Here is a 20,781-nt window from a genome sequence, read left to right as displayed (position 1 = left end):
TTCTGATACCGCCAGTTCCCAACCTGATAGCAAGTCCGGTAATATAAGTGTGTCTCCATTTTGCAACATCACTGGAGCTTGGTTTAATCGGTAAACAGTCTTAAGCACATAGTAAGTAGTATAGGCATTTGGCGATCGCTTCCCATCTCACGTAGCCAATCATAATTTTTTATGCTATATTAAGCGTAGTCGTTATGAGTTCGTATATTTTCATGACTAACCCAACTGTAGAAAACTTAGTAATTATCGGTTCTGGGCCAGCAGGGTACACATCTGCCATCTATGCTGCACGCGCTAACCTGAAACCCGTTGTCTTTGAAGGTTTCCAAGCCGGGGGATTACCTGGTGGGCAATTAATGACAACGACGGAAGTTGAGAATTTTCCAGGATTTCCTAAAGGAATTACCGGGCCGGAACTGATGGATCAGATGAAGGCGCAGGCGGAGCGCTGGGGAGCTGAACTATATACTGAAGATGTTATATCAGTTGATTTGAGTCAGCGTCCCTTTACAGTGCGATCGCAAGAAAGGGAAATTAAAACCAACAGCATTGTCATTGCTACGGGTGCAACTGCAAAGCGTTTGGGTTTACCCAACGAACATGAATTTTGGAGTCGAGGTATCTCCGCTTGTGCAATTTGTGATGGTGCGACACCGATTTTTCACGGTGCAGAATTGGCTGTAATTGGTGCTGGAGACTCGGCGGCGGAAGAGTCAATTTACCTCACCAAGTATGGTTCTAAGGTAAATATGTTGGTACGCACCGATAAAATGCGGGCTTCTAAAGCCATGCAAGACCGCGTTTTGAGTAACCCAAAAATCCAAGTCCATTGGAACACAGAAGCCGTGAATATCTTCGGTAATGGTCACATGGAAGGGGTGAAAGTCCGCAATACCAAAACTGGTGAAGAAAGCCAACTGCACGCTAAAGGTTTATTTTACGCGGTTGGTCACAGTCCCAATACCTCTTTATTTAAAGGTCAGTTAGAACTGGATGAGATAGGTTACGTTGTCACTAAGCCCGGTTCTGTAGAAACTAGTGTAGAGGGCGTTTTTGCTGCTGGAGACGTACAAGATCATGAGTTTCGGCAAGCAATTACGGCTGCGGGTACTGGGTGTATGGCGGCGATGTTGGCAGAACGTTGGTTGTCATCCACTGGTTTAATTCAAGAATTCCATCAACAGCAAGAAACAGCAGATAATGAATTAGAACATCAGCCAGCCAAAAAGACTGAAGCCGAGGAAGAAGCTGGATTTAATTTGGATGGGACGCGCCATGAGGGTGGTTATGCTTTACGGAAATTGTTCCATGAAAGCGATCGCTTACTCCTTGTTAAATATGTCTCTCCTGGTTGTGGCCCTTGTCATACCCTGAAGCCAATTTTAAATAAAGTGGTGGATGAATTTGACAGCAAAATTCACTTTGTAGAAATTGACATCGACAAAGACCGAGATATTGCTGAAAATGCTAATGTTACAGGAACACCAACGGTTCAATTGTTCAAAAACAAGGAACTGGTGAAGGAAGTCAAAGGCGTGAAGCAAAAGAGCGAATACCGTCAGTTAATTGAAAGTAATCTGTAAGAGAATGGGGAGTGGGGAGCAGGGGAGAAGTTAGTTGCAGTAAGTTTTCCCCTGTGCCTCTTTGCCCCTTTGCACCTCTGCCTCTTTTCAATGCCCCAAGACTCACCCCCCTACATCGCAAACTAACCTGTTAAATAAAGATACAGAAATAATCGTTGTATTTACTAAAGTTTGCGCCTGATTAAAATCAGAATCACCCGTAATCAAAAAATCTGCCTCGGCTGCCATAGCACAAGCTAAAAACTTTGCATCTTTTCTATCTCTGGGAAAATCAACTTCTAAATTGACACCAATTAGCTTTATAAATGTATCGATAATTTCAAACTATTCAGATATCACTTCATCCAGCAAAAATAAAGCAGAATCTCACCTCTTCCTCAGTCTAGCTCTGTAACGACCCCTCAACAGTCGGACTTTTATTAAGGATATTTAACCAATTCCCGATCTAATATGTAAAATAGTCAGCGTATCTTGCTCGATCCAGGCGATCGCTTTATGGCCATTACAAAACGGCGGCTACCGACATTTTTACAGTTTGGCAAAAGTCTCAATCTTTCCCAAAAACTCATGTTTATTGGGTTAGCCATTACCCTATTTTTCGTCTTCCTGGCCTTCTTCGCTCCCGTATTACAGGCTTGGGGATGGCTGCAAAACCCCAAAGATTTTCTCTCTAATCCAATTCACGAGCCACCCTCAGCTAAACATTGGTTTGGTACTAGTCGCCTGGGTTATGATGTGTTCTCCCGGACATTGTTCGGCGCTCAAGCTGCTTTGCAGGTGGTGATTTTAGCAACGGCGCTGAGTATGATTATCGGTGTGCCTTTGGGGATGCTCAGTGGGTATCTCGGCGGGAAATTGGATAAGGTGTTGCTATTTATTATGGATAGCATCTACACTCTACCGGGGCTACTCCTATCTGTGACACTGGCGTTTGTGGTGGGACGTGGGATATTGAATGCAGCGATCGCTATTAGCATTGCCTACATCCCCCAATATTACCGGGTTGTTCGCAACCACACCGTCAGCGTGAAAACTGAAGTGTTTATCGAAGCTGCTCAAGCAATGGGTGCTTCCACTTGGGTTGTGCTTTCTCGTTATCTGTTTTTCAACGTCATTCAAAGCGTACCCGTCCTATTTACACTCAATGCCGCTGATGCGATTTTGGTATTGGGCGGTTTAGGCTTTTTGGGGCTTGGACTTCCCGAAGAAGTGGCAGAATGGGGACATGATTTAAAACAAGCCCTAGAAGCTCTACCTACTGGTATTTGGTGGACTACGCTTTTCCCTGGTTTAACTATGACATTTATGGTGGTAGGGTTATCACTACTTGGTGAAGGGTTAAATGAATTTGTCAATCCCCGATTACGGAGAGAAAATAGAATCCGACAGTAATCATTGGTCATTAGTTTTAGACAAATGACAAATGACTAATGACAAATAACAATACAGAGATTTATATGAAAGATAATCTAACGTTAATTGCTGCCGCTACTGGCGGGTTTATCCTTTCCATTGCTCTTGCTGGTATCTTAAGAGGTGCGCCAATTACAGCTTGGCAGGAGCAATCGAGTTTCCGCAGCACGACTTTTGCTAATTTACAGAAATCGGAGTTGAAAGCTGCGCGTCTTCTCCCAAGCGGAGACACTGCGCGAACAGATCGGGGTTGAAAACGACTCGCGCCCAATAATAGGGAATAGGGAATAGCTGTTCACCAATTACCAATGCCCAATGACAAATGACAAATGACAAATGACAAATGACAAAATTCAAGTAATTGGCATTGATGTCGGGGGAACAGCAATTAAGCTGGGGCGTTTTGCAGATGATGGTACTTGTCTGCAATCTTTGACTGTGGTATCTCCTCAACCGACAACGCCGGAAGCGGTGTTGGCGGTGCTGGTAGATGCGATCGCTCAAATCGATCCAGATAATCAAGCTATTGCGATTGGTGTTGGTACTCCTGGCCCATCCGATGCCGCAGGACGCATTGCTAAAATTGCCATTAACTTACCTGGATGGCTCGATGTGCCTTTAGCAGACTGGTTAGAAGCTAAAACTGGCAAACCGACTGCGATCGCTAATGATGCTAATTGCGCTCTTTTGGGAGAAGCTTGGCTGGGAGCCGGTCGCCATTTTCAAAATCTGATTCTGCTAACTTTAGGTACTGGGGTTGGTGGCGCAATTATTCTTGATGGCAAACTATTTATTGGACATCAAGGAGCCGCCGGGGAATTGGGTTTAATTTCCTTAAATCCTGATGGCCCAATTTGTAATAGTGGCAATCGAGGCTCTTTGGAACAATATGCCTGTGCTACTGCAATTCGCCGCCGCACTCTCAAGGAACCCATCGAATTGGGTTTTCTTGCTCAACAAGGAGATGCCGCAGCCTTGACTTTTTGGCAAGAATATGGCGGAAACTTGGGAATTGGTTTGACGAGTTTGATTTATGTACTCACACCACAAGCGATCGTCATTGGTGGCGGTATAAGTGGCAGCTTTGAGTTTTTCTTACCAGGTGTAAAGGCAGAAATTGAGAAGCGAGTTCAGCCTTTATCACGAGAAGGTTTACAGATATTGCCAGCAGAGTTAGGCAATTTTGCCGGGATAGTAGGTGCAGCAAAGTTGGCATGGCAACTCTATTCAGGATTTTAGATTATGGTTCAAACAATCCCAGCTAGAGACATCAGTCTTTACGAATTAGAAGAAAAATTTGGTTTACAACTTGCCACAGACACCAACTTTTTTACAGAATGGACAGAAAATTTACCAACTCTGACTGATGGTGAAAAGCAAGCGATCGCGCGAGTAAAAAGCAACTATTTAAACTTGAATAAGCATCGTCTGATGTCAGAAGAGGCGGTAAAGATGGTAGTACTGTCTCCTTTACTCGATTTAGCTGGGTTTTATCAACTTCCTTTTGAGATTGAAACCGAGACTTCTGTTGAGATTTCTGCTGAAGACGATAGCTTTATCGTTAAAGGAAACATTGATGTTCTTGTCATCCAAAAACATTTTTGGGTACTTGTCATCGAATCTAAAAGCAGTAAATTTGATGTGATGACAGCCCTACCTCAAGCACTAGCTTATATGCTTGATCGTCCAAATCCTGCACAACCGACTTTTGGCTTACTAATTAACGGTAGGGAATTTGTTTTTGTCAAATTGATTCAACAAGAACATCCGTGGTATGCACGATCTTATGCGCTCTCAATTGAACGTGATTCCGAATCACACCAAGTACTCAGTATATTGAAGCGCCTTGGAGAATTAATCATGCTTTTACGCCCTGAATGACCAAATTGTGAACCATAACCTGACCAAAAGTTAAGGCCATCTCAAGAGTTATAGCCAAAACGGAACATCAAATTTTGTATCAAAAGAGCAAACAGATCCCAGCAGTAACAAAAAGTTGGGCAGACCTTACTAATTAATACTAAGACAAAGAATATCCTGTTACTTTCTTAACGTATTTCACAACTTTTTCATAAGATTCAGGATTACTTACAGGGTTGATAATAATAGGAATAGTGCCATCTGGCAACCAAAAAGTTATCCTGCCGTTCGGTTCATGACAAAAGGAACTGATGCAGTTGAGATTAATTACATATTCATTTTTTTCGTAAATTATTTTCACCCAGTGGGCACAATCTAATTCTAATCCTGTCACACATTCTAAATAATCAAGAATTTTTTGATAGTCTTCCAGGTTACTTTGTGGGTTAATTACTATGGGAATAGCACTATCGGGTAGCCAAAAAGTAACTCTGCCATTCAGTTCATAACAAAAAGCATGGACGCGTTCAAAATTTACTACATATTCTTTCCTTTCGTAAAGGATTTTCACCCAGTACGCCACAACATCTCCTCAAGTCCAAAATTTACGAATGATGCACCCTGTATGTCCAAATCTGCTGAAGCTTTAAGTTAATGTTGTAATTAATTTTGAATTATGAATTATGAATTTTTATGACACCTCCAATGGCGTTGGTGTACTAGATGTCGAAAGAGAAAGAGCGATCGCTGTTTGAATGAATCCTTTAAACAAGGGATGAGGTGTACTGGGGCGTGATTGAAATTCTGGATGAAATTGGCAAGCAAGAAAGAATGGGTGCTTGGGTAATTCCACAATTTCAACTAAGCGTCCATCGGGAGAAGTACCACTAATTACATAGCCAGACTTTGACAACAAATCGCGGTAAGCATTGTTGAATTCATAGCGATGTCGATGTCGTTCATAAATCACATCTTCTTGATAAAGCTTAAAAGCTAAAGTATCAGGGAGAACACGACAAGGATATAATCCTAAGCGCATTGTACCCCCTAAATCCACTACTTCCTGCTGTTCTGGCAATAAATTTATTACCGGATCAATTGTATAAGGGTCAAATTCAGCACTATTGGCATCTGTTAATCCTCCTACGTTTCTGGCCCATTCAATCACAGAACATTGCATACCCAGGCATAAACCCAAGAAGGGAATTTGGCGATCGCGGGCGTATTTAATCGCGGCAATTTTACCATCCACCCCCCGAACCCCGAAACCTCCTGGTACAACTATGCCATCGACACCCTCAAGATAATTTTCGGCTGATTCAGTTTCCAAATCTTCTGAATTTACCCAACGCAGACGCAGTTTGCCATAAGTGGAGATTGCAGCATGGTTCAACGCTTCCACTACAGATAGATAGGCATCACTTAACTGCACATATTTACCAACAATGGCAATTTCTACCTCGTGCTTAGGACTATGTAAGCGTTTTACCAGGGTTTGCCACTGCGTCAAATCTGGTTTACGTTGTTCCATTTGCAGCAAGTTCAGCACTTGTTCTGCCATTCCTTCTCGTTCTAGATTCAGCGGTACTTCATAGATACTTTTGGCATCTTGGGAAGTGATGACGCATTCTTCCGGCACATCGCAAAATCCCGACAATTTCTGCTTTAATCCTTTGGGTAAAGGGCGATCGCTCCGACAAACTAAAATATCTGGTTGAATACCAATGGATCTCAGTTCCTTAACTGAATGCTGTGTTGGCTTAGTTTTCATTTCACCCGCAGAGGCAATCCACGGCACCAGTGTTACGTGCATATACAGCACATTCTGCCGTCCCACCTCTTTACGGAACTGGCGAATCGCTTCTAAAAACGGCAGTGATTCAATATCTCCCACCGTCCCGCCAATTTCTGTGATTACTACAGAAGGGTTTGTACTTTTAGCTACTCGCAGAATCCGCTCTTTAATTTCATTGGTAATATGAGGAATAACCTGTACAGTACCGCCATTGTAGTCTCCGCGCCGCTCTTTATTGATAACTGCCTGGTAAATCGAGCCAGTAGTCACACAATTTAAGCGCGACATTGAGGTATCGGTAAAGCGTTCGTAATGCCCCAAGTCTAAATCTGTCTCCGCACCATCCTGGGTAACGAATACTTCCCCATGCTGAAAAGGACTCATTGTGCCAGGATCAATATTAATATAAGGGTCAAGTTTGAGAATCGACACCGAATATTTGCGCGACTTGAGCAAACGCCCTAGACTTGCTGCTACAATGCCCTTACCAATACTGGAAACTACGCCTCCAGTAACAAAGATAAACTTAGTCATAGTAGTTTGAATTTCTAACGACTTCTAAAAATACATCCCGTCATTGTGCCACAGTTATTGTGGTGTCATCTTCTGTGATTTGCTGTGAAAAACCTCTTAGGACTAGTAATATTAGGCTTTATTCTCTCTTCCTCCATAGCATTGGCACAGCCATCTCTTATAGTCATTTTTCCTCAGACAAACTACCAGACAAGTGCCCAAAAAATCTTTTTTCTGGGCACTGCACCACCAGATGGTCAGGTTTTGATCAATAGTAAGCCAATTACCCGCAGCAAAGCTGGTCATTTTTCCCCTAGTTTCCCCTTGCAATTGGGGGAGAATCTTTTTACTGTGCGTCGCCAGAATCAAGAACTTAAGATTAAGGTGATCAGGCTTAACACTAGCCCTGAGTTACCACAGGGGGTAGCCTTTGCGAAAGATTCCCTGACTCCCGCAGTTGACATTGCCAGATTACCGGGAGAAGTAATTTGTTTTAGCGCGATCGCACCCCCTAATGCTAATGTCTCTGTAACCCTGGCTAATCAAACTACTGCCCTTTTACCGCAACCTCAACAAGCACAACTACCAAGTAATTTGGCTGCTTTGACAGGGCAAAATCAGCCTCATGCCCAGTTTAGAGTAGGTAATTATCAAGGTTGCACCACAGTGGCAACAGCCGCCGATCTAGGAAAACCTCAATTTCAACTAACGCTTGACGGCAAGACGATAACTCAACCAGGATCTGGTAAGATTGAAATCCTCTCAAGAGCTCAATTGCCAGTTTCTGAGGTTACAGTAGAGTCAGGCGTTGCTCGTACTGGCCCTAGCACCGATCATTCTCGACTCACACCACTGCCCAAAGGCACACGCGCAACAGTGACAGGTAGGGAAGGTGAATGGTTGCGCCTAGATTATGGCGCTTGGATTAATAGTAAAGAAACCCGCATTCTACCTGGTGCAGTTCCGCCACAAACAATAATTCGCAGTGTCGGATACCGTCAACTCCCTAGTGTGACAGAGATAGTTTTCCCCTTGCAAGTTCCTGTACCCGTGAGCGTACAACAAAGTGAGGGTGCTTTCGCTCTCACTCTCTACAATACCACTGCCCAAACAGACATAATTCGCCTGGATGATGACCCCCTAATTTATCGCCTTGACTGGCAACAGGAAGCCCCAGGACAAGTAAAATACACCTTTAACCTCAAAAAAGCTCAACAGTGGGGATACAAGCTGAGATACGACGCTACAACCCTGGTTTTGGCTTTGCGTCATCCGCCTAAAATCGGGAACACAAGACGCAAGCTTTTAGCTAATTTCAAGATTGTACTAGATCCAGGGCATGGCGGTAAAGAATCTGGTGCCAGTGGCCCAACTGGATATTTAGAAAAAGATGTAAATTTGGTGGTATCTAAGTTGCTGCGCGACGAGTTGGTGAAGGAAGGAGCAACGGTAGTGATGACGCGGGAGGATGATAAGGAGGTTTCGCTAGTAGAACGTCAGACAATTATTAGTCGAGAAGAACCTGCGATCGCTATTTCCATACATCACAACTCTCTACCCGATGATGGTGATGCCGAAAAAATCAAGGGATTTGCCGCTTTTTGGTATCAACCACAAGCCCATAACCTCGCAATGTTTTTACATAACTATGTAGTCAAAAAACTCGGCAAACCTTCTTATGGTGTGTTTTGGGATAACCTGGCGCTGACACGTCCGACAGCTGCACCATCGGTGTTGCTGGAATTGGGTTTTATGAGTAATCCCGATGAATTTGAGCAGATAGTGAACCCAGAGGTACAGAAGAAAACAGCTGATGCGATCGCTCAGGGGATTACTGAGTGGTTTATGAGTGTTAAATAAATTTGGAGGTACAACACTAGTTCCTCATTGTATTTGGTGAAGTGCGATCGCTCTTTTTTAGCTAGTTGCTGCTCAATGTTGCGATCGTTCTTTGTTTAAGCTTTTTGACTTTTATAGTGCATCTAGTGGAATTATGAAGCGTTTTTTAAGTCCTCCATTGCACCTTGGTAATCTTTCAGGGCAGCACGAATGCTACTTCGTTTGTTATAAGCTTGAGAATTGTTAGGATTAATACGCAGTAATTGATTTAAATCTTCAAGTGCTTGTTGATAGTTTCCCAGATTGTAATGAACACTACCCCGGTTATAGTAAGCTTCGGTAAAGGCGGGATTGATTTTCAAAACTTGGTTATAGTCCTTAAGTGCTTTGATATAGTCACTTAAGTTCTCATGCACAAGTCCACGGTAGTAGTATGTTAGAGTATCTTCACAATTAATTTGCACGGCTTGGGAATAATCTTCAAGTGCTACTTGGTAATTTCCCAGGCAATAGTGTGCAAGCCCCCGCCGACTGTAAGCTTCAGCAAAGTTGGGATATATCTGTAAAGTATAATTGTAATCCTCAATTGCTCTATGTAAGTCTTTTAAGCGATAATAGGCAACTCCTCGGTGAAAATAAGCTTCAGCAAGGTCAGGCTTAATTTTCAATGCTTGGCTGTAATTACCAATGGCTTCCTGCATCTCTCCCAGATTGCTACGGACAAAACCACGGTAGAAGTAAGCTAAGGCTTCATTGGGATTAAGGAATATTATTTCGCTGTAATCCTCAATTGCTTTTAGATTATCTCCCAAACTGTAGTGAACATGACCCCTCTGGTAGTAAGCATCTATATATTGAGGGTTTAGGTTAATAGCTTGAGTAAAATCTTCAATCGCCTCTTTCTGAAATTCTCCTTTAGTATTGGCTAGCCCTCTTTGGTAGTGTAACTGGGCATTATTGGGGTTAAGCTCTAGTGCTTGGGTAAAGTTCTCAATTGCTCCCAAAAAATCCCGATCTCGATAACATATTAGCCCTTTTTGAACATAATTAGGAGCATTTTTTGTCTTTCCGGTATAATTCTGGTTCCCTTGAGATTGTTGTTTATATTTCTTCTGTTGCAAGTCATGTGGTTGGCATCCACGGATATAGTCTTTAAGAATACTATTACGGTTGGGGTGGCGTAACTTGCGGAGTGCTTTCGCCTCAATTTGACGAATCCGTTCGCGGGTGCTGTTAAAAATCTTACCAATTTCCTCAAGGGTTTTCATGTGTCCATTATCAAACCCATAGCGCAGTTTTATAACATCACATTCACGAGAACTAAGACTTTCGAGAACTTTTTCTAAATCTTCCCGCAACGTATTTTTATAAACTTGTTCTTCTGGGGTTTCACCATCGTATTCAATAAAATAGCCCAATTGAGAATCTTCTTCTTTCCCAATGGGCGTTTCTAATGAAATAGGTAACTGAGCTGATTTAGCAATAAACCGCAACTTCTCAATGGTCATTTCCATACGAGTGGCGATTTCTTCTTCTGTGGGTTTGCGACCCATTTCTTGAGATAGCAGTTTGGTGGTTTTCTTAATTCGAGAAATGGTTTCATAAAGGTGAACTGGAAGATGAATAGTGCGAGATTGCTCGGCAATCGCCCTGGTAATTGCCTGACGAATCCACCATGTAGCATAAGTAGAAAACTTGTAACCTTTTTCGTGGTCAAACTTTTCTGCGGCGCGAATTAAACCAAGACTACCTTCCTGAACTAAGTCTTGGAAACACAAGCCGCGATTCATATATTTCTTAGCAATTGAAACCACAAGGCGCAAGTTGGATATCACTATCTTATCTTTCGCCCTGCGACCAACATGCAGCCGATAACGAAAAGCTGGTAATGGGAGTTGTACAGCTTTTGCCCATTCACTATCCCAAGGATCGCGATCCAACTGCTCACAGAGTCTTTCCCGCACCCTCTCTAATTCCATTAAGTCAACTATTTTCCGCGCCAATTCGATTTCTTCATCCGCACGCAGCAGGCGAATGCGACCAATTTCTTCTAGATAGAGGCGAATTGAGTCTTCTGTGTAGTGCTTTTTCTGAGTTTGCTTCCAATGATGGGAGTTCGCACTCCTACCAAAGTAACCATCTTCTTCATCTAACGGAACTTCTAAAAACTCATCTTCACCTTCATCGATGATCAGCAAGTCCTCTTCTTCGTCTGTTAAGAGTTCTTCTAACTCGAACTCAGGCTGATAAATACTGTCGAGTATTTTGTTAGCTACGTTGTTAGTCTGGTAATCACAAATACCAGGAAAACTATTAATAGGAAACTTATAACGGGGCAACTTGATTATTTTACAGACAGGACGAGGGGTTTTTGAGTCATCTATTTTGTGCGTTTTTTCTTTTTCTACAGAGATGTCTTTAGATATTGAAAATGATGCTTTGTCCACAGGTGTCTGATTAGTTCCACCAAAAAGACACATCAGCGATCGCCATTGTTCATCAGTTAAATTTCTTTGTCTACTTTGAACACTCTGAGTAAAATTATGTTTTAAAGTATAAGGTTTCAAATCTTCTCTAGTCAGTACAACACCTTGAATGTTTGGCAAATTATGAAATCCTTTATTTTGCCACTGTTCTTGGCTAATAAAGGGAATAACAACTCTAAAGTTTAAGTTCAATGAGGCGCAAAAATCTAGCTGTTTACGCAAATGGTTTTTAAGCGCAAACATCTGGTATTGTGCTTGGTTAACTGGTTTTATGCGGTCTTCATACCAGTTTTTCATTTTCCATTCAGCACCCTTAATAGCTTCTATATCATTGATGTAGCATCCTTTACATTCAATCACCCATAGTCCTAGCTGACGATGGACAATAAGAATATCAATCTCTCGCTCAAGATTTCCATATCTGTCAAATAGCTGATAACAATGAAATGCCTCACCAGAATCATCCCTGAAGGCAGATTTTACTTGTTGCCAAACTTCTTTCTCGGCATTATTATTGGCATCAAAAATATTGTCTGGATAGAATTCCATAGAATCTCTAATTTAAATAATCGTTACTAAACTTAATTATTTAGGCGGATATCATCTGCACAAAATGTTGTATTTATTGACGGCTATTATTAGGGTTCCCAGAACTGAAGTTGTTTTTAAGGTCACTTCTTACCAAGTGTCAACTACGATGAAATCATAAGCATCTTAGTCTGTCATATTTTGAGGCGATCGATCGCCCCACTGCAAACCCAAAAGATGGAGCCATGCAGAAGATAGCAAAAACATCTCTCAAGTTATTGAAAGGTGCGTTGGCGTAGCCCGTTGTAGACATCGCTGATTTGCCTACTAATGAAAAGCTAGTTGAAGTCTGTGGTAAGCTTTTGCCTGTAATTACTAAGTTTTTCGGTTTACCATAACTTAGCAAATATTACTCTACATCTGGATCGATACCCATTGCCCTGAGCCGTTCTGCTAATTGTGCAGCTTTTCGTTCTGCTTGCTCGGCTCTTTGCCTTTGCAACTCGGCTTCTTCTTGACCAATCAGTAACAGATTTCCCTCTAAATCCCACCAGCGCAACCAAAATTGCTGAGGATTATTCAAGTAGCTTCCCTGCCATAACCCTACTTCCACTCCTAAAGGAGTAATTGGGTAGTGGCCTCGCTCATTAGGCTGCATTTTGTGGTATGAAAAATCTACCAGGTGATAAACCTCAAGTTTGCCATTACTAATTTCATAGATTGCATAGTAGGGAATTCGGATTATTCGCTCATATACCCAGAATTTACCTGGTTTTGCGCCTTCCTGACTACCAGCTAAAGGTAAAGGAGTGACATCTCGTTCTTCATCACCATTACCACTAGCTAGTTCTATGGCAATCAATGGAGGTATGTATTCCCGCCACAAAACATAAGAGCGACGGTTTTTGCCATCTAGCCTTGATGATACACCAGGGACATAAAACCAGTCGGGTGCTGCTGCTCCTTTTTCTGGTGGATTGGTTTCTCGCCAGTAGATACCACAATCTTGACCAATGCAATACTGTCCATCTGGATGTACGCGTTGCAAAACTTGAGCAATTGAGTCTGTCAAAATGACGGTTTGGGGATGCTCTTGAAAATTTTTCACAAACGTACCATCAGACTCTGGTAGTTGAGTGTGATCGGGAAACTGGGGTGGTATGGCAATATCAGCAAGTGTTTCACTCATACTTTGAAAAGTATTGCAGCTATTTATATAGTCCTTTACGCTTCCCATCAGGTATTACCAAGTAGTATAACACCTTGCTCTGTCTTGATTTCAGTGCTTCTACCCTGCCAGAACCGCTTTGATTGCGGGTAGAAATATATGAAATCTTATATTTTGAAACTGTATGTATTTTAAAATAGGCGGGATTGTGGGAGCGATCGCTATTTTATTGTGTAATGGCAGTGCGATTGCTCAAGATGTACAAAGATATATCACTGTAGGGCATGATAAATTAGGAAACAGCGTAGCTCTGGACACGGAAACGATTAAGGGCACGATATACAAGCTTTACGGGATCTATGAAGATGGCATCTTCGAGACTACCTTTGATGCATCGTGCAAAGAATCGCGGCTATTTCGCAATCGCATTGCGATTTACGGGCCAGAAGGACAGCTACTTGAAGAGGATAAAGAAAAAGGAGAAATCCCTTTTGTAGCAAGTTCTTCACCAGGCAAAGGTATGAAAATTGTTTGTCAAAAGATTGGTGCGAGTGGTTGGTAGTTGCTCAATATTTTATGAGTAGGGAATGGGGAATAAGCAATGCCCAATGCCCAATGCCCAATGCCCAATTCCCAGCTAAAAAATACTAAGGACAAAACAACGTGTCACGCGTATCTCGTCCTGTAATAGGATTAGTTCCCTTAGCAAGTTTGCACAATTTTTTTTGCTCATCGGGACGCAGCAGCGTATCGGTAAAATCTGCCCCATCAATGATTGCACCATCAAATCTGGCATTAGCAGCAAAAGCACCCTCCAACAGTGCATTTGTTAAATTTGCTCTGACTAAACGAGCTGAGTCTAAAGTGGAATTTCTCAAATCAGAACCCTCCAAATTCGCAGACTCCAAATTTGCTGCAAAGAAACTGACACCGTTCAAATTAGCTCGGCTGAAGTTGCTCTGGCGAAGATTAGCTTTAGTAAAGCTAGAGTCTGTTAAATCACGTCCTGAGAAATCAGCCTCGACCAAAATTTCTTTATTATATTCAAGTGCCAAAGCTGTTGGAGCAAAACCGACAGTTGCGGTGATGCTAACTATTCCCCAGAGGAATAAGCTGAGTATACTTGCCCAAATCCGGGCGCTTAACTTAGAATTCATTCTATTTTTAGCCAATGGCGAACCCTCCTCCATCTCATTATCCTTGAGTCAGAGATGTTAGCGCAAAAATCCTTTAAAAATATTTTTATGAATACTAATTCAAGTTCATACGACGATTTGAACATTGCCTTCACACGACTTCAGGCTATTCAGTGGGATACGCTGGGAATGGGGGAGAAAGACGAATAGACTTACAGAACTGATGTTAGAATTTCTGTCGCGGGTAAGACGATGAATTTCGGGTAACTGCTAGAAACTCTTATTTTCCTGTTGAATTAAATAACCGATAATACTAAAGTTTATATGCATTATCAAGATATTGGTTCATTAGGAGAAGACCTAGTAGCCGAATGGTTGCAATCTACAGGTTGGATAATTCTCCATCGTCGCTTTTCTAGTCGCTGGGGAGAAATCGATATTATTGCTGAATATGATGGACGAACTGGGGAAAAACACCTTACTCAGCACTCATTATTGGCATTTGTTGAAGTCAAAACCCGTAGTTCAGGCAGTTGGGATGCCGGGGGAAGAAGCGCAATCACTCCACAAAAGCAGACAAAAATCTGGCGTACAGCTGGAATATTCTTAGCCCAGTACCCTGAGAAGGCAGATTATTCTTGTAGATTTGATGTTGCTATTGTCTACTGTCAAAGGATATCAAAAAATCTGACTGGAGTTACAGCAAATCAGGAAGCTTTAGCTACTTCATTAGTATCCGGATACAAGTTTAAGCTGCAAGAATACATTCTGGCAGCTTTCGACTCTTCAATTGATAATGGTTAATTGGTAATAGATAAAATATCTTAATTACCAATGACCAATAATTTTGTAGTGACGTTACAACCAAATAGTGTTACGCCAAAGTTTCTGGACAATAACCTAAGCCCCGGACAAACTGTTGCCGAAACGCTTCAATTTCGTCTCTTTCTGGGCTACCATGAGAAACGATCGCTACTTGATAGCGACGCATCACATCCACAGGGCACTGTCCGGCTTCCAAACTCCAAAGTGCCATTTGCACCCTCATTGGCGGTTCATAGCTAATTCCTAATTCATTTAGAAAAGCCCGAAAGTCGCCATCTTCTTGGGGCGAGACTTGACCTTTGAGTTTGATCCTAACCACCCAGCCATCAATTTGATGAATTACGGTGACGAACGAAACTGGTGTCTGGGGTCTAGCGTGGAGGTGTTGAACGACCCTCAGGGTTAGACTGGCATTTGCCAGATAGTACAAGTATTCCATGTTTGTTGGTGCTTGGGATCAAAGCCAATGCTACATATCTATATTCGTCAATCAGTGCCTGTTCCCGGTAGGGTAAAAGCCCCCGTTTTTAGATGGGGAGGTTTACCCAATTTTTATGTTAATTTTTCCGTGTTACTTAATAGTAACAATCTTATAGCCTAGCGACAAAACTGAGCGAAGATACCTTAAAGTTCCTTTAGAAGGGAAAACTTAACCCAGCTTTTTTAAGAGAGTATAAATACTAAATAAAGCACAAACTAGTACAAGCCAATTTGAAAGATACTTCTAACCCACAAGAAAAAGATTTGGAATTAGATTGCTCGGTAGCTAGCTATGACTACAAACTACCTCCAGAACTCATTGCCCAAAATCCAGCAGTTCCTAGAGATAGTTCGCGGTTACTAGTAGTTGATTCTCTCACTTCAGGCACCGAAACAGCACCCCTACACCACATTTTCCATGATTTGCCTGCACTGCTGCGCTCTGGTGATTTGTTGGTTATGAACAATACAAAAGTCATTCCAGCGCGGCTTTATGGTCATAAATCCACTGGTGCTAAAATCGAGGTGTTGCTGTTGGAAGAACGGCAGTATAACTGTTGGTTAGCTTTAGTTAAGCCAGGAAAAAGCTTCAAACAGGGAGCGAAGATTGTTTTTGAAGCAAGGCAATTGGGGATTGGGGATTATAAAGATTCTTCCCCAGTCCCCAGCCCCCAGCTAACGGCTACGGTTCTAGAAACAGATGCAGCAACCGGGGGGCGTTTGTTGCAATTTGATGTACCAGAAGGAAAGACTTTGGTACAACTGTTAGAGGTATTTGGGGAAGTACCATTACCACCGTACATCACTACCTCATCAGCAGCTGATGAGCAGTATCAGACAGTTTATGCCAAACAGCCAGGAGCGATCGCAGCTCCAACGGCAGGATTACACTTTACCCCAGAATTATTACAAAAGTTGCGCGATCGCAAAATCAATCAAGCTTTTGTGACGCTACACGTTGGTGTCGGCACATTTCGCCCTGTGGAAGTAGAGGACGTAACTACCCATCAGATGCATGAAGAATGGATTGAAGTTCCCGCTGCTACAGTAGAGCAAATCCGCGCCACTAAAGCTGCTGGCGGTCGAATTATTGCTGTGGGAACAACGGCAGTACGGGCTTTAGAAGGGGCGGCTCAATCTGGTAATTTACAACCATTTTGCGGTAAAACAGATTTGTTTATTTATCCCGGCTACCAATGGCGGGTGGTGGATGGTTTGATTACGAATTTTCACTTACCGCGTTCTAGTTTGTTGATGTTGGTAAGTGCGCTAATTGGCAGACAACGGTTATTAAATATATACAACGAAGCGATCGCTTTTGGATATCGCTTTTATTCATTCGGTGATGCCATGCTAATTTTGCCGTCAGCTGTGGGAGTAGGGAGTTAGGAGTAAAGATGCGATTAATCGCGTCTGTACAAAAGTTAGAAATTGGGGATTTTTCTTTCGTGGTGGGTACTCTGATTTATGAGGAGTGAAGAATAAGTACAAGTCTGCTATTAATGTCTGAAAAATACCCATTTTCTCATTGGTTAAATTTATTTTGTCAGGTAACACTTGGTGGCTGTTCTGCATTTTTGCTCTTGGCTGCACCGACAATTACTAATTTGCCAGTCAGCAAGCTGCTGGCAGAAACTGCAATTTCTCAGAATCTCGAAGCAGCTAGCTTTTTCCAGCAGGGAGTCACGCGCTATAACTGCCAAGACTTACAAGGTGCAGAATATGCCTTTGGCCAAGCGTTGCAGCGAGATCCTAACCTTGGGGCAGCACGGAATTATCTGGGTAATATATTTAGCAAAATCGCTTGGATATAGCTTTACAAGAATATACAGAGGCGATTAAAGTTAATCCCAATTTTAGCGAAGCTTATTACAACTTAGGGTTAGTGTTGCACCGCCAAGGAGAAAAGGATGCAGCGATTACGGCTTATCGCCAGAGCTCAGTGATAAATCCCACAAGGGTGGCAGCACTGTACAATCTAGGTTTGTTGCTGTACGAACAAGGAAAGTTAGAGGAAGCGATCGCTGCATACCAAAAAGCAATTAATCTAGATAGCAGCAATGCCAAAGCTTATCTTAACTTAGCGATCGCCTTGCAACAACAAGGTCAAATCGAGCCTGCGATCGCCAGTTATCGCCAAGCTTTGAAGCTAGATCCTAAAAATGCCACAGCCTACAGCAATATAGCAAATTTGCTAGCAATGCATGGTCAAGCTTCTGAGGCTATTTCTGTTTATCGGCAAGCTATTCGCCTAAATCCGAAAAGTGCCTCAGCTTACTATAACTTGGGAGTAACTTTATATAATCAAGGCGAACTCAAAAAAGCCAGTGGAGTCTTAAAACGCGCTCACAATGAATATCGCGAGCAAGGCAACATTGAACAAGCCCAGAAAATTGAACAGCTAATGCAGCAAATTGCTCATAAAAGTGGGCAACAGCAACCTCAAGCTAGTCAAACAGCTACTCCTTCTCAGAGTTCAGATTCTACCAGTAATCTAGTACAAACATCTGAGCCAGAGATGCCAAATCAATCAGAAACGCCCGCGAACCCTGTCTCAGTTGAACCACAATCTACTTCAACCACTGCCGGAGAATAACAATTCAAAATTCAAAATTCAAAATTAATATTCTCACCTTATTTAAAAACATACATGGTAGCCTACCTGTATGTTTTTTTTGAATTATACTTCGTCTCAATACTACTTTTTTCATGAGTGCAACACTTTACCAGCAAATTCAGCAGTTCTACGATGCTTCCTCTGGTCTGTGGGAACAGATTTGGGGCGAACATATGCACCACGGCTACTATGGGGCTGATGGTAGTGAGAAAAAAGACCGTCGGCAAGCGCAAATTGATTTAATCGAAGAACTGCTCAATTGGGCGGGGGTACAAGCAGCAGAAAATATCCTCGATGTGGGTTGTGGGATTGGTGGCAGTTCTTTATACCTGGCAGAAAAGTTTAATGCTAAGGCCACAGGAATTACTTTGAGTCCTGTGCAAGCTGCCAGAGCAACGGAACGCGCAACGGAAGCGAATTTGAGTCTTAAAACTCAGTTTCAGGTCGCCAATGCTCAAGCAATGCCCTTTGCTGATAATTCTTTTGATTTGGTTTGGTCGCTGGAAAGCGGCGAACACATGCCAGACAAAACTAAGTTTCTCCAGGAATGTTATCGGGTATTGAAACCTGGTGGCAAGTTAATTATGGTGACTTGGTGTCATCGACCGACTGATAATTTACCACTGACGGCAGATGAGGAAAAGCATTTGCAGGATATTTATCGGGTATATTGTTTGCCTTATGTAATTTCTTTACCAGAGTATGAAGGCATAGCCCGTCAACTTCCATTAAACAATATTCGCACCGCCGATTGGTCAACCGCCGTCGCCCCCTTTTGGAATGTAGTAATTGATTCGGCGTTCACTCCCCAAGCACTTTGGGGCTTACTCAATGCCGGTTGGGCTACCATTCAAGGGGCGTTATCACTGGGGTTGATGCGTCGCGGTTATGAACGCGGGTTAGTTCGGTTTGGCTTATTGTGTGGGAATAAGTAGAAACGTTATTTGGGAAAAGACCGCGCTGTTTTATTACAGCGCGATCGCACTACAATTTTAGAAATTCAATGATGGCTAATGTCTACCTTCAGAAACCTTACTTTGCTGTGAAATTGCCTATAGTACCACCAGCTTCGAGCGAACACCATAAAAAGTAAGAAAAGTGTCATATCTGACTGAATTTCTTTTTTCTGGTCTGGTTTTTTAAACTGGCATTTCCTGATAGCAACTATAACGCCAGTAAAGTTTTCTCAAACGCACGTGACAGAGTAAAACGTCTGAACAGTGAGGACAACTATAGGAATCCAGTTTGATTTTTTTAAAAAATGACAAGAGAATACAGAAGCGTATATAAGTATAACTGCAAACAATAATAAATCAGCATCTACAAGCGAGTATCACCGAATAACAGGAATTTATAGCTCTGTGTCGAATGGCACAAAGAAAAGCAAAAAGCCATGACAGATAAAGATTCCAAGCTTTAATCCCATTGAGCAGTGGACGGATAGGTGAGGCTATGTCTATGATAAGCTGCGTCTACGCTCTATGAATGCAGACACAAAGAATTTGCTGCCCTATCTTTGGTCTTAACTGTACGATAAATTGACGATCGCCTACCTGCGCGGCTGCGATCGCTTACTATATTGCTATCCCAAAGTCCTATTCTCTCATTGCTTATTATTTTAGACCAATACCCTTGGGATAAAATAATTTCCCGATAGTAGAGGCGTTGCATTGGAACATCTCTACTATCGGAAAATCTCACCAATAACCTTAACAAAACGGTAAGGAATAATAGTTTCTGAGAGTTATTGCCTAAGTGATGGCAAAGTTTAAGGTTAATTTAGCGTGATTTCATTCAACGACTGTTACCGAAGCCCCTTCGTTTGATGGAGGGATACCGGGTAATTCAAGACAGTATCCAGCACCATATACTGTCTTGATATAGCGGGGGTGGCGGGGATCTGGTTCTAGCTTGGTTCTTAAGTGGCGAATATGGACTCGAATCGTTTCTATGTCATCATCAGGATCGTAGCCCCAAACTTCTCTGAGGATTTCGCTGGGAGAAACTGTTTGACCGTGGCGTTGCAGCAAGCAGTGAAGTAGCTCAAATTCCAAGTGAGTCAATTTCACCGTCTCGTTGAACCATATTGCCTCAAATCTTTCGGGAACGAGGGTTAATGAGCCATAGTTGAGAATCTCACTATGCTTTGCAGCTTGGGGAATCCGGTCAGTACGCCGCAAAAGTGCCCGCACCCGCGCCAGCAGTTCTTCAACTTCAAAAGGTTTGGTGAGGTAGTCATCTGCGCCAGCATTGAAGCCTTCCACCTTATCCTGAGTTTGGCTCAAAGCCGTCAACATTAACACCGGAATCTCAGAGGTGCGATCGTCGCGCCGCAGACGTTGGCAAACAGTAAACCCATCTACCCTGGGCAACATTAAATCGAGCATGATCAAGTCTGGTTGTAGCTGGAGAGCCAGCGCTTGACCTTTGATGCCGTCTTCAGCTTGACTAACATCGTAGCCAGCCATTTCCAAGTTGACGGCAACTAGTTCTGAAATCGCTGGGTCATCGTCTATGACAAGAATCCTCGGCATTCTT

General features: G+C 42.6%; 19 protein-coding genes and 2 pseudogenes. 11 read left to right on the top strand and 10 right to left on the bottom strand.

The window, feature by feature from the left end; genetic code table 11:
- The first annotated feature begins 212 nt into the window (after nucleotides 1-212).
- Nucleotides 213-1,583: a thioredoxin-disulfide reductase gene (trxB, locus tag NLP_RS04545; RefSeq protein WP_104905344.1), complete on the top strand. Its 1,371-nt coding sequence runs from the start codon at nucleotides 213-215 to the stop codon at nucleotides 1,581-1,583.
- Nucleotides 1,584-1,685: 102 nt separating this feature from the next.
- Here the strand turns inward: trxB and NLP_RS04540 are convergent, their stop codons facing one another.
- Nucleotides 1,686-1,886: a putative toxin-antitoxin system toxin component, PIN family gene (locus tag NLP_RS04540; RefSeq protein ID WP_267894929.1), complete on the bottom strand. Its 201-nt coding sequence runs from the start codon at nucleotides 1,884-1,886 to the stop codon at nucleotides 1,686-1,688.
- Nucleotides 1,887-2,078: 192 nt separating this feature from the next.
- Between NLP_RS04540 and NLP_RS04535 the strand changes: the two genes are divergently transcribed.
- The 4 genes from NLP_RS04535 to NLP_RS04520 all read left to right on the top strand — a co-directional run bounded on the left by NLP_RS04535 (nucleotide 2,079) and on the right by NLP_RS04520 (nucleotide 4,877).
- Nucleotides 2,079-2,975, top strand: a complete 897-nt coding sequence (locus NLP_RS04535; RefSeq protein WP_104905343.1) for an ABC transporter permease — start codon at nucleotides 2,079-2,081, stop codon at nucleotides 2,973-2,975.
- Between the two features lie 65 nt (nucleotides 2,976-3,040).
- A complete protein-coding gene (locus NLP_RS04530; protein WP_104909773.1) occupies nucleotides 3,041-3,250 on the top strand; it encodes a hypothetical protein in 210 nt (69 codons plus the stop codon).
- Nucleotides 3,251-3,332: 82 nt separating this feature from the next.
- Nucleotides 3,333-4,235, top strand: coding sequence for an ROK family protein (locus NLP_RS04525; RefSeq protein WP_104905342.1), 903 nt, complete (start codon nucleotides 3,333-3,335; stop codon nucleotides 4,233-4,235).
- 3 nt (nucleotides 4,236-4,238) lie between these two features.
- Nucleotides 4,239-4,877, top strand: coding sequence for a type I restriction endonuclease subunit R (locus tag NLP_RS04520; RefSeq protein ID WP_104905341.1), 639 nt, complete (start codon nucleotides 4,239-4,241; stop codon nucleotides 4,875-4,877).
- Nucleotides 4,878-5,016: 139 nt separating this feature from the next.
- On the opposite strand, the gene NLP_RS04515 is transcribed toward NLP_RS04520, so the two are convergent.
- On the bottom strand, nucleotides 5,017-5,439 hold the full coding sequence (locus NLP_RS04515; RefSeq protein ID WP_104905340.1) for a hypothetical protein: 423 nt from the start codon (nucleotides 5,437-5,439) through the stop codon (nucleotides 5,017-5,019).
- A gap of 108 nt (nucleotides 5,440-5,547) precedes the next feature.
- Nucleotides 5,548-7,185 carry a CTP synthase gene (locus NLP_RS04510; RefSeq protein WP_104905339.1) on the bottom strand — a complete coding sequence of 546 codons (1,638 nt, stop codon included), beginning with the start codon at nucleotides 7,183-7,185 and terminating at the stop codon, nucleotides 5,548-5,550.
- An 84-nt stretch (nucleotides 7,186-7,269) separates the two neighbouring features.
- On the opposite strand from NLP_RS04510, the gene NLP_RS04505 reads away from it, so the two are divergent.
- A complete protein-coding gene (locus NLP_RS04505) occupies nucleotides 7,270-9,024 on the top strand; it encodes an N-acetylmuramoyl-L-alanine amidase (protein WP_104905338.1) in 1,755 nt (584 codons plus the stop codon).
- Between the two features lie 131 nt (nucleotides 9,025-9,155).
- Here NLP_RS04505 and NLP_RS34625 read toward each other — a convergent pair whose 3' ends face one another.
- The 4 genes and pseudogenes from NLP_RS34625 to NLP_RS04495 all read right to left on the bottom strand — a co-directional run bounded on the left by NLP_RS34625 (nucleotide 9,156) and on the right by NLP_RS04495 (nucleotide 13,206).
- Entirely contained in the window at nucleotides 9,156-10,124 is a 969-nt protein-coding gene (locus NLP_RS34625) for a tetratricopeptide repeat protein (protein ID WP_325034752.1), read from the bottom strand.
- An 18-nt stretch (nucleotides 10,125-10,142) separates the two neighbouring features.
- Nucleotides 10,143-11,303 (bottom strand): annotated as a pseudogene (gene rpoD, locus NLP_RS34620) (RNA polymerase sigma factor RpoD); the annotation flags it as partial.
- Between the two features lie 889 nt (nucleotides 11,304-12,192).
- On the bottom strand, nucleotides 12,193-12,423 hold the full coding sequence (locus NLP_RS32790; RefSeq protein WP_158680285.1) for a hypothetical protein: 231 nt from the start codon (nucleotides 12,421-12,423) through the stop codon (nucleotides 12,193-12,195).
- 3 nt (nucleotides 12,424-12,426) lie between these two features.
- Complete coding sequence (locus NLP_RS04495; RefSeq protein WP_104905336.1) at nucleotides 12,427-13,206, bottom strand: Uma2 family endonuclease; 780 nt, start codon at nucleotides 13,204-13,206, stop codon at nucleotides 12,427-12,429.
- 163 nt (nucleotides 13,207-13,369) lie between these two features.
- On the opposite strand from NLP_RS04495, the gene NLP_RS04490 reads away from it, so the two are divergent.
- Nucleotides 13,370-13,747, top strand: a complete 378-nt coding sequence (locus tag NLP_RS04490) for a hypothetical protein (protein ID WP_104905335.1) — start codon at nucleotides 13,370-13,372, stop codon at nucleotides 13,745-13,747.
- Nucleotides 13,748-13,832: 85 nt separating this feature from the next.
- Here NLP_RS04490 and NLP_RS04485 read toward each other — a convergent pair whose 3' ends face one another.
- Nucleotides 13,833-14,342, bottom strand: coding sequence for a pentapeptide repeat-containing protein (locus tag NLP_RS04485; protein WP_104905334.1), 510 nt, complete (start codon nucleotides 14,340-14,342; stop codon nucleotides 13,833-13,835).
- 303 nt (nucleotides 14,343-14,645) lie between these two features.
- On the opposite strand from NLP_RS04485, the gene NLP_RS04480 reads away from it, so the two are divergent.
- On the top strand, nucleotides 14,646-15,125 hold the full coding sequence (locus tag NLP_RS04480) for a YraN family protein (protein ID WP_104905333.1): 480 nt from the start codon (nucleotides 14,646-14,648) through the stop codon (nucleotides 15,123-15,125).
- A gap of 70 nt (nucleotides 15,126-15,195) precedes the next feature.
- Here the strand turns inward: NLP_RS04480 and NLP_RS04475 are convergent, their stop codons facing one another.
- Nucleotides 15,196-15,585, bottom strand: a complete 390-nt coding sequence (locus NLP_RS04475; RefSeq protein WP_012412259.1) for a hypothetical protein — start codon at nucleotides 15,583-15,585, stop codon at nucleotides 15,196-15,198.
- Nucleotides 15,586-15,857: 272 nt separating this feature from the next.
- On the opposite strand from NLP_RS04475, the gene queA reads away from it, so the two are divergent.
- From queA to NLP_RS04460, 3 genes and pseudogenes are all read left to right on the top strand, one after another.
- Nucleotides 15,858-17,015: a tRNA preQ1(34) S-adenosylmethionine ribosyltransferase-isomerase QueA gene (queA, locus tag NLP_RS04470; RefSeq protein WP_199784762.1), complete on the top strand. Its 1,158-nt coding sequence runs from the start codon at nucleotides 15,858-15,860 to the stop codon at nucleotides 17,013-17,015.
- 113 nt (nucleotides 17,016-17,128) lie between these two features.
- A pseudogene (locus NLP_RS04465) lies at nucleotides 17,129-18,222 on the top strand (tetratricopeptide repeat protein).
- Nucleotides 18,223-18,335: 113 nt separating this feature from the next.
- Complete coding sequence (locus NLP_RS04460) at nucleotides 18,336-19,178, top strand: methyltransferase domain-containing protein (RefSeq protein WP_104905331.1); 843 nt, start codon at nucleotides 18,336-18,338, stop codon at nucleotides 19,176-19,178.
- An 855-nt stretch (nucleotides 19,179-20,033) separates the two neighbouring features.
- Here the strand turns inward: NLP_RS04460 and NLP_RS04455 are convergent.
- Nucleotides 20,034-20,777, bottom strand: coding sequence for a response regulator transcription factor (locus NLP_RS04455; RefSeq protein WP_104905330.1), 744 nt, complete (start codon nucleotides 20,775-20,777; stop codon nucleotides 20,034-20,036).
- Nucleotides 20,778-20,781: the final 4 nt, after the last annotated feature.

The organism is Nostoc sp. 'Lobaria pulmonaria (5183) cyanobiont' (genome assembly GCF_002949795.1).
In the GTDB taxonomy this organism is placed as follows: Bacteria; Cyanobacteriota; Cyanobacteriia; order Cyanobacteriales; family Nostocaceae; genus Nostoc.
Note: the sequence above shows the minus strand (reverse complement) of the source record. Positions and strands in the feature narration are given on the sequence as shown.

What these genes read in the sequence shown, in the direction of transcription:
- trxB (WP_104905344.1), top strand. Translation starts at nt 213, where the DNA reads ATGACTAACCCAACTGTAGAAAACTTAGTAATTATCGGTTCTGGGCCA.
- NLP_RS04535 (WP_104905343.1), top strand. Translation starts at nt 2,079, where the DNA reads ATGGCCATTACAAAACGGCGGCTACCGACATTTTTACAGTTTGGCAAA.
- NLP_RS04530 (WP_104909773.1), top strand. Translation starts at nt 3,041, where the DNA reads ATGAAAGATAATCTAACGTTAATTGCTGCCGCTACTGGCGGGTTTATC.
- NLP_RS04525 (WP_104905342.1), top strand. Translation starts at nt 3,333, where the DNA reads ATGACAAATGACAAAATTCAAGTAATTGGCATTGATGTCGGGGGAACA.
- NLP_RS04520 (WP_104905341.1), top strand. Translation starts at nt 4,239, where the DNA reads ATGGTTCAAACAATCCCAGCTAGAGACATCAGTCTTTACGAATTAGAA.
- NLP_RS04510 (WP_104905339.1), bottom strand. Translation starts at nt 7,185, where the DNA reads ATGACTAAGTTTATCTTTGTTACTGGAGGCGTAGTTTCCAGTATTGGT.
- NLP_RS04495 (WP_104905336.1), bottom strand. Translation starts at nt 13,206, where the DNA reads ATGAGTGAAACACTTGCTGATATTGCCATACCACCCCAGTTTCCCGAT.
- NLP_RS04490 (WP_104905335.1), top strand. Translation starts at nt 13,370, where the DNA reads ATGTATTTTAAAATAGGCGGGATTGTGGGAGCGATCGCTATTTTATTG.
- NLP_RS04485 (WP_104905334.1), bottom strand. Translation starts at nt 14,342, where the DNA reads ATGAATTCTAAGTTAAGCGCCCGGATTTGGGCAAGTATACTCAGCTTA.
- NLP_RS04480 (WP_104905333.1), top strand. Translation starts at nt 14,646, where the DNA reads ATGCATTATCAAGATATTGGTTCATTAGGAGAAGACCTAGTAGCCGAA.
- NLP_RS04475 (WP_012412259.1), bottom strand. Translation starts at nt 15,585, where the DNA reads ATGGAATACTTGTACTATCTGGCAAATGCCAGTCTAACCCTGAGGGTC.
- NLP_RS04460 (WP_104905331.1), top strand. Translation starts at nt 18,336, where the DNA reads ATGAGTGCAACACTTTACCAGCAAATTCAGCAGTTCTACGATGCTTCC.
- NLP_RS04455 (WP_104905330.1), bottom strand. Translation starts at nt 20,777, where the DNA reads ATGCCGAGGATTCTTGTCATAGACGATGACCCAGCGATTTCAGAACTA.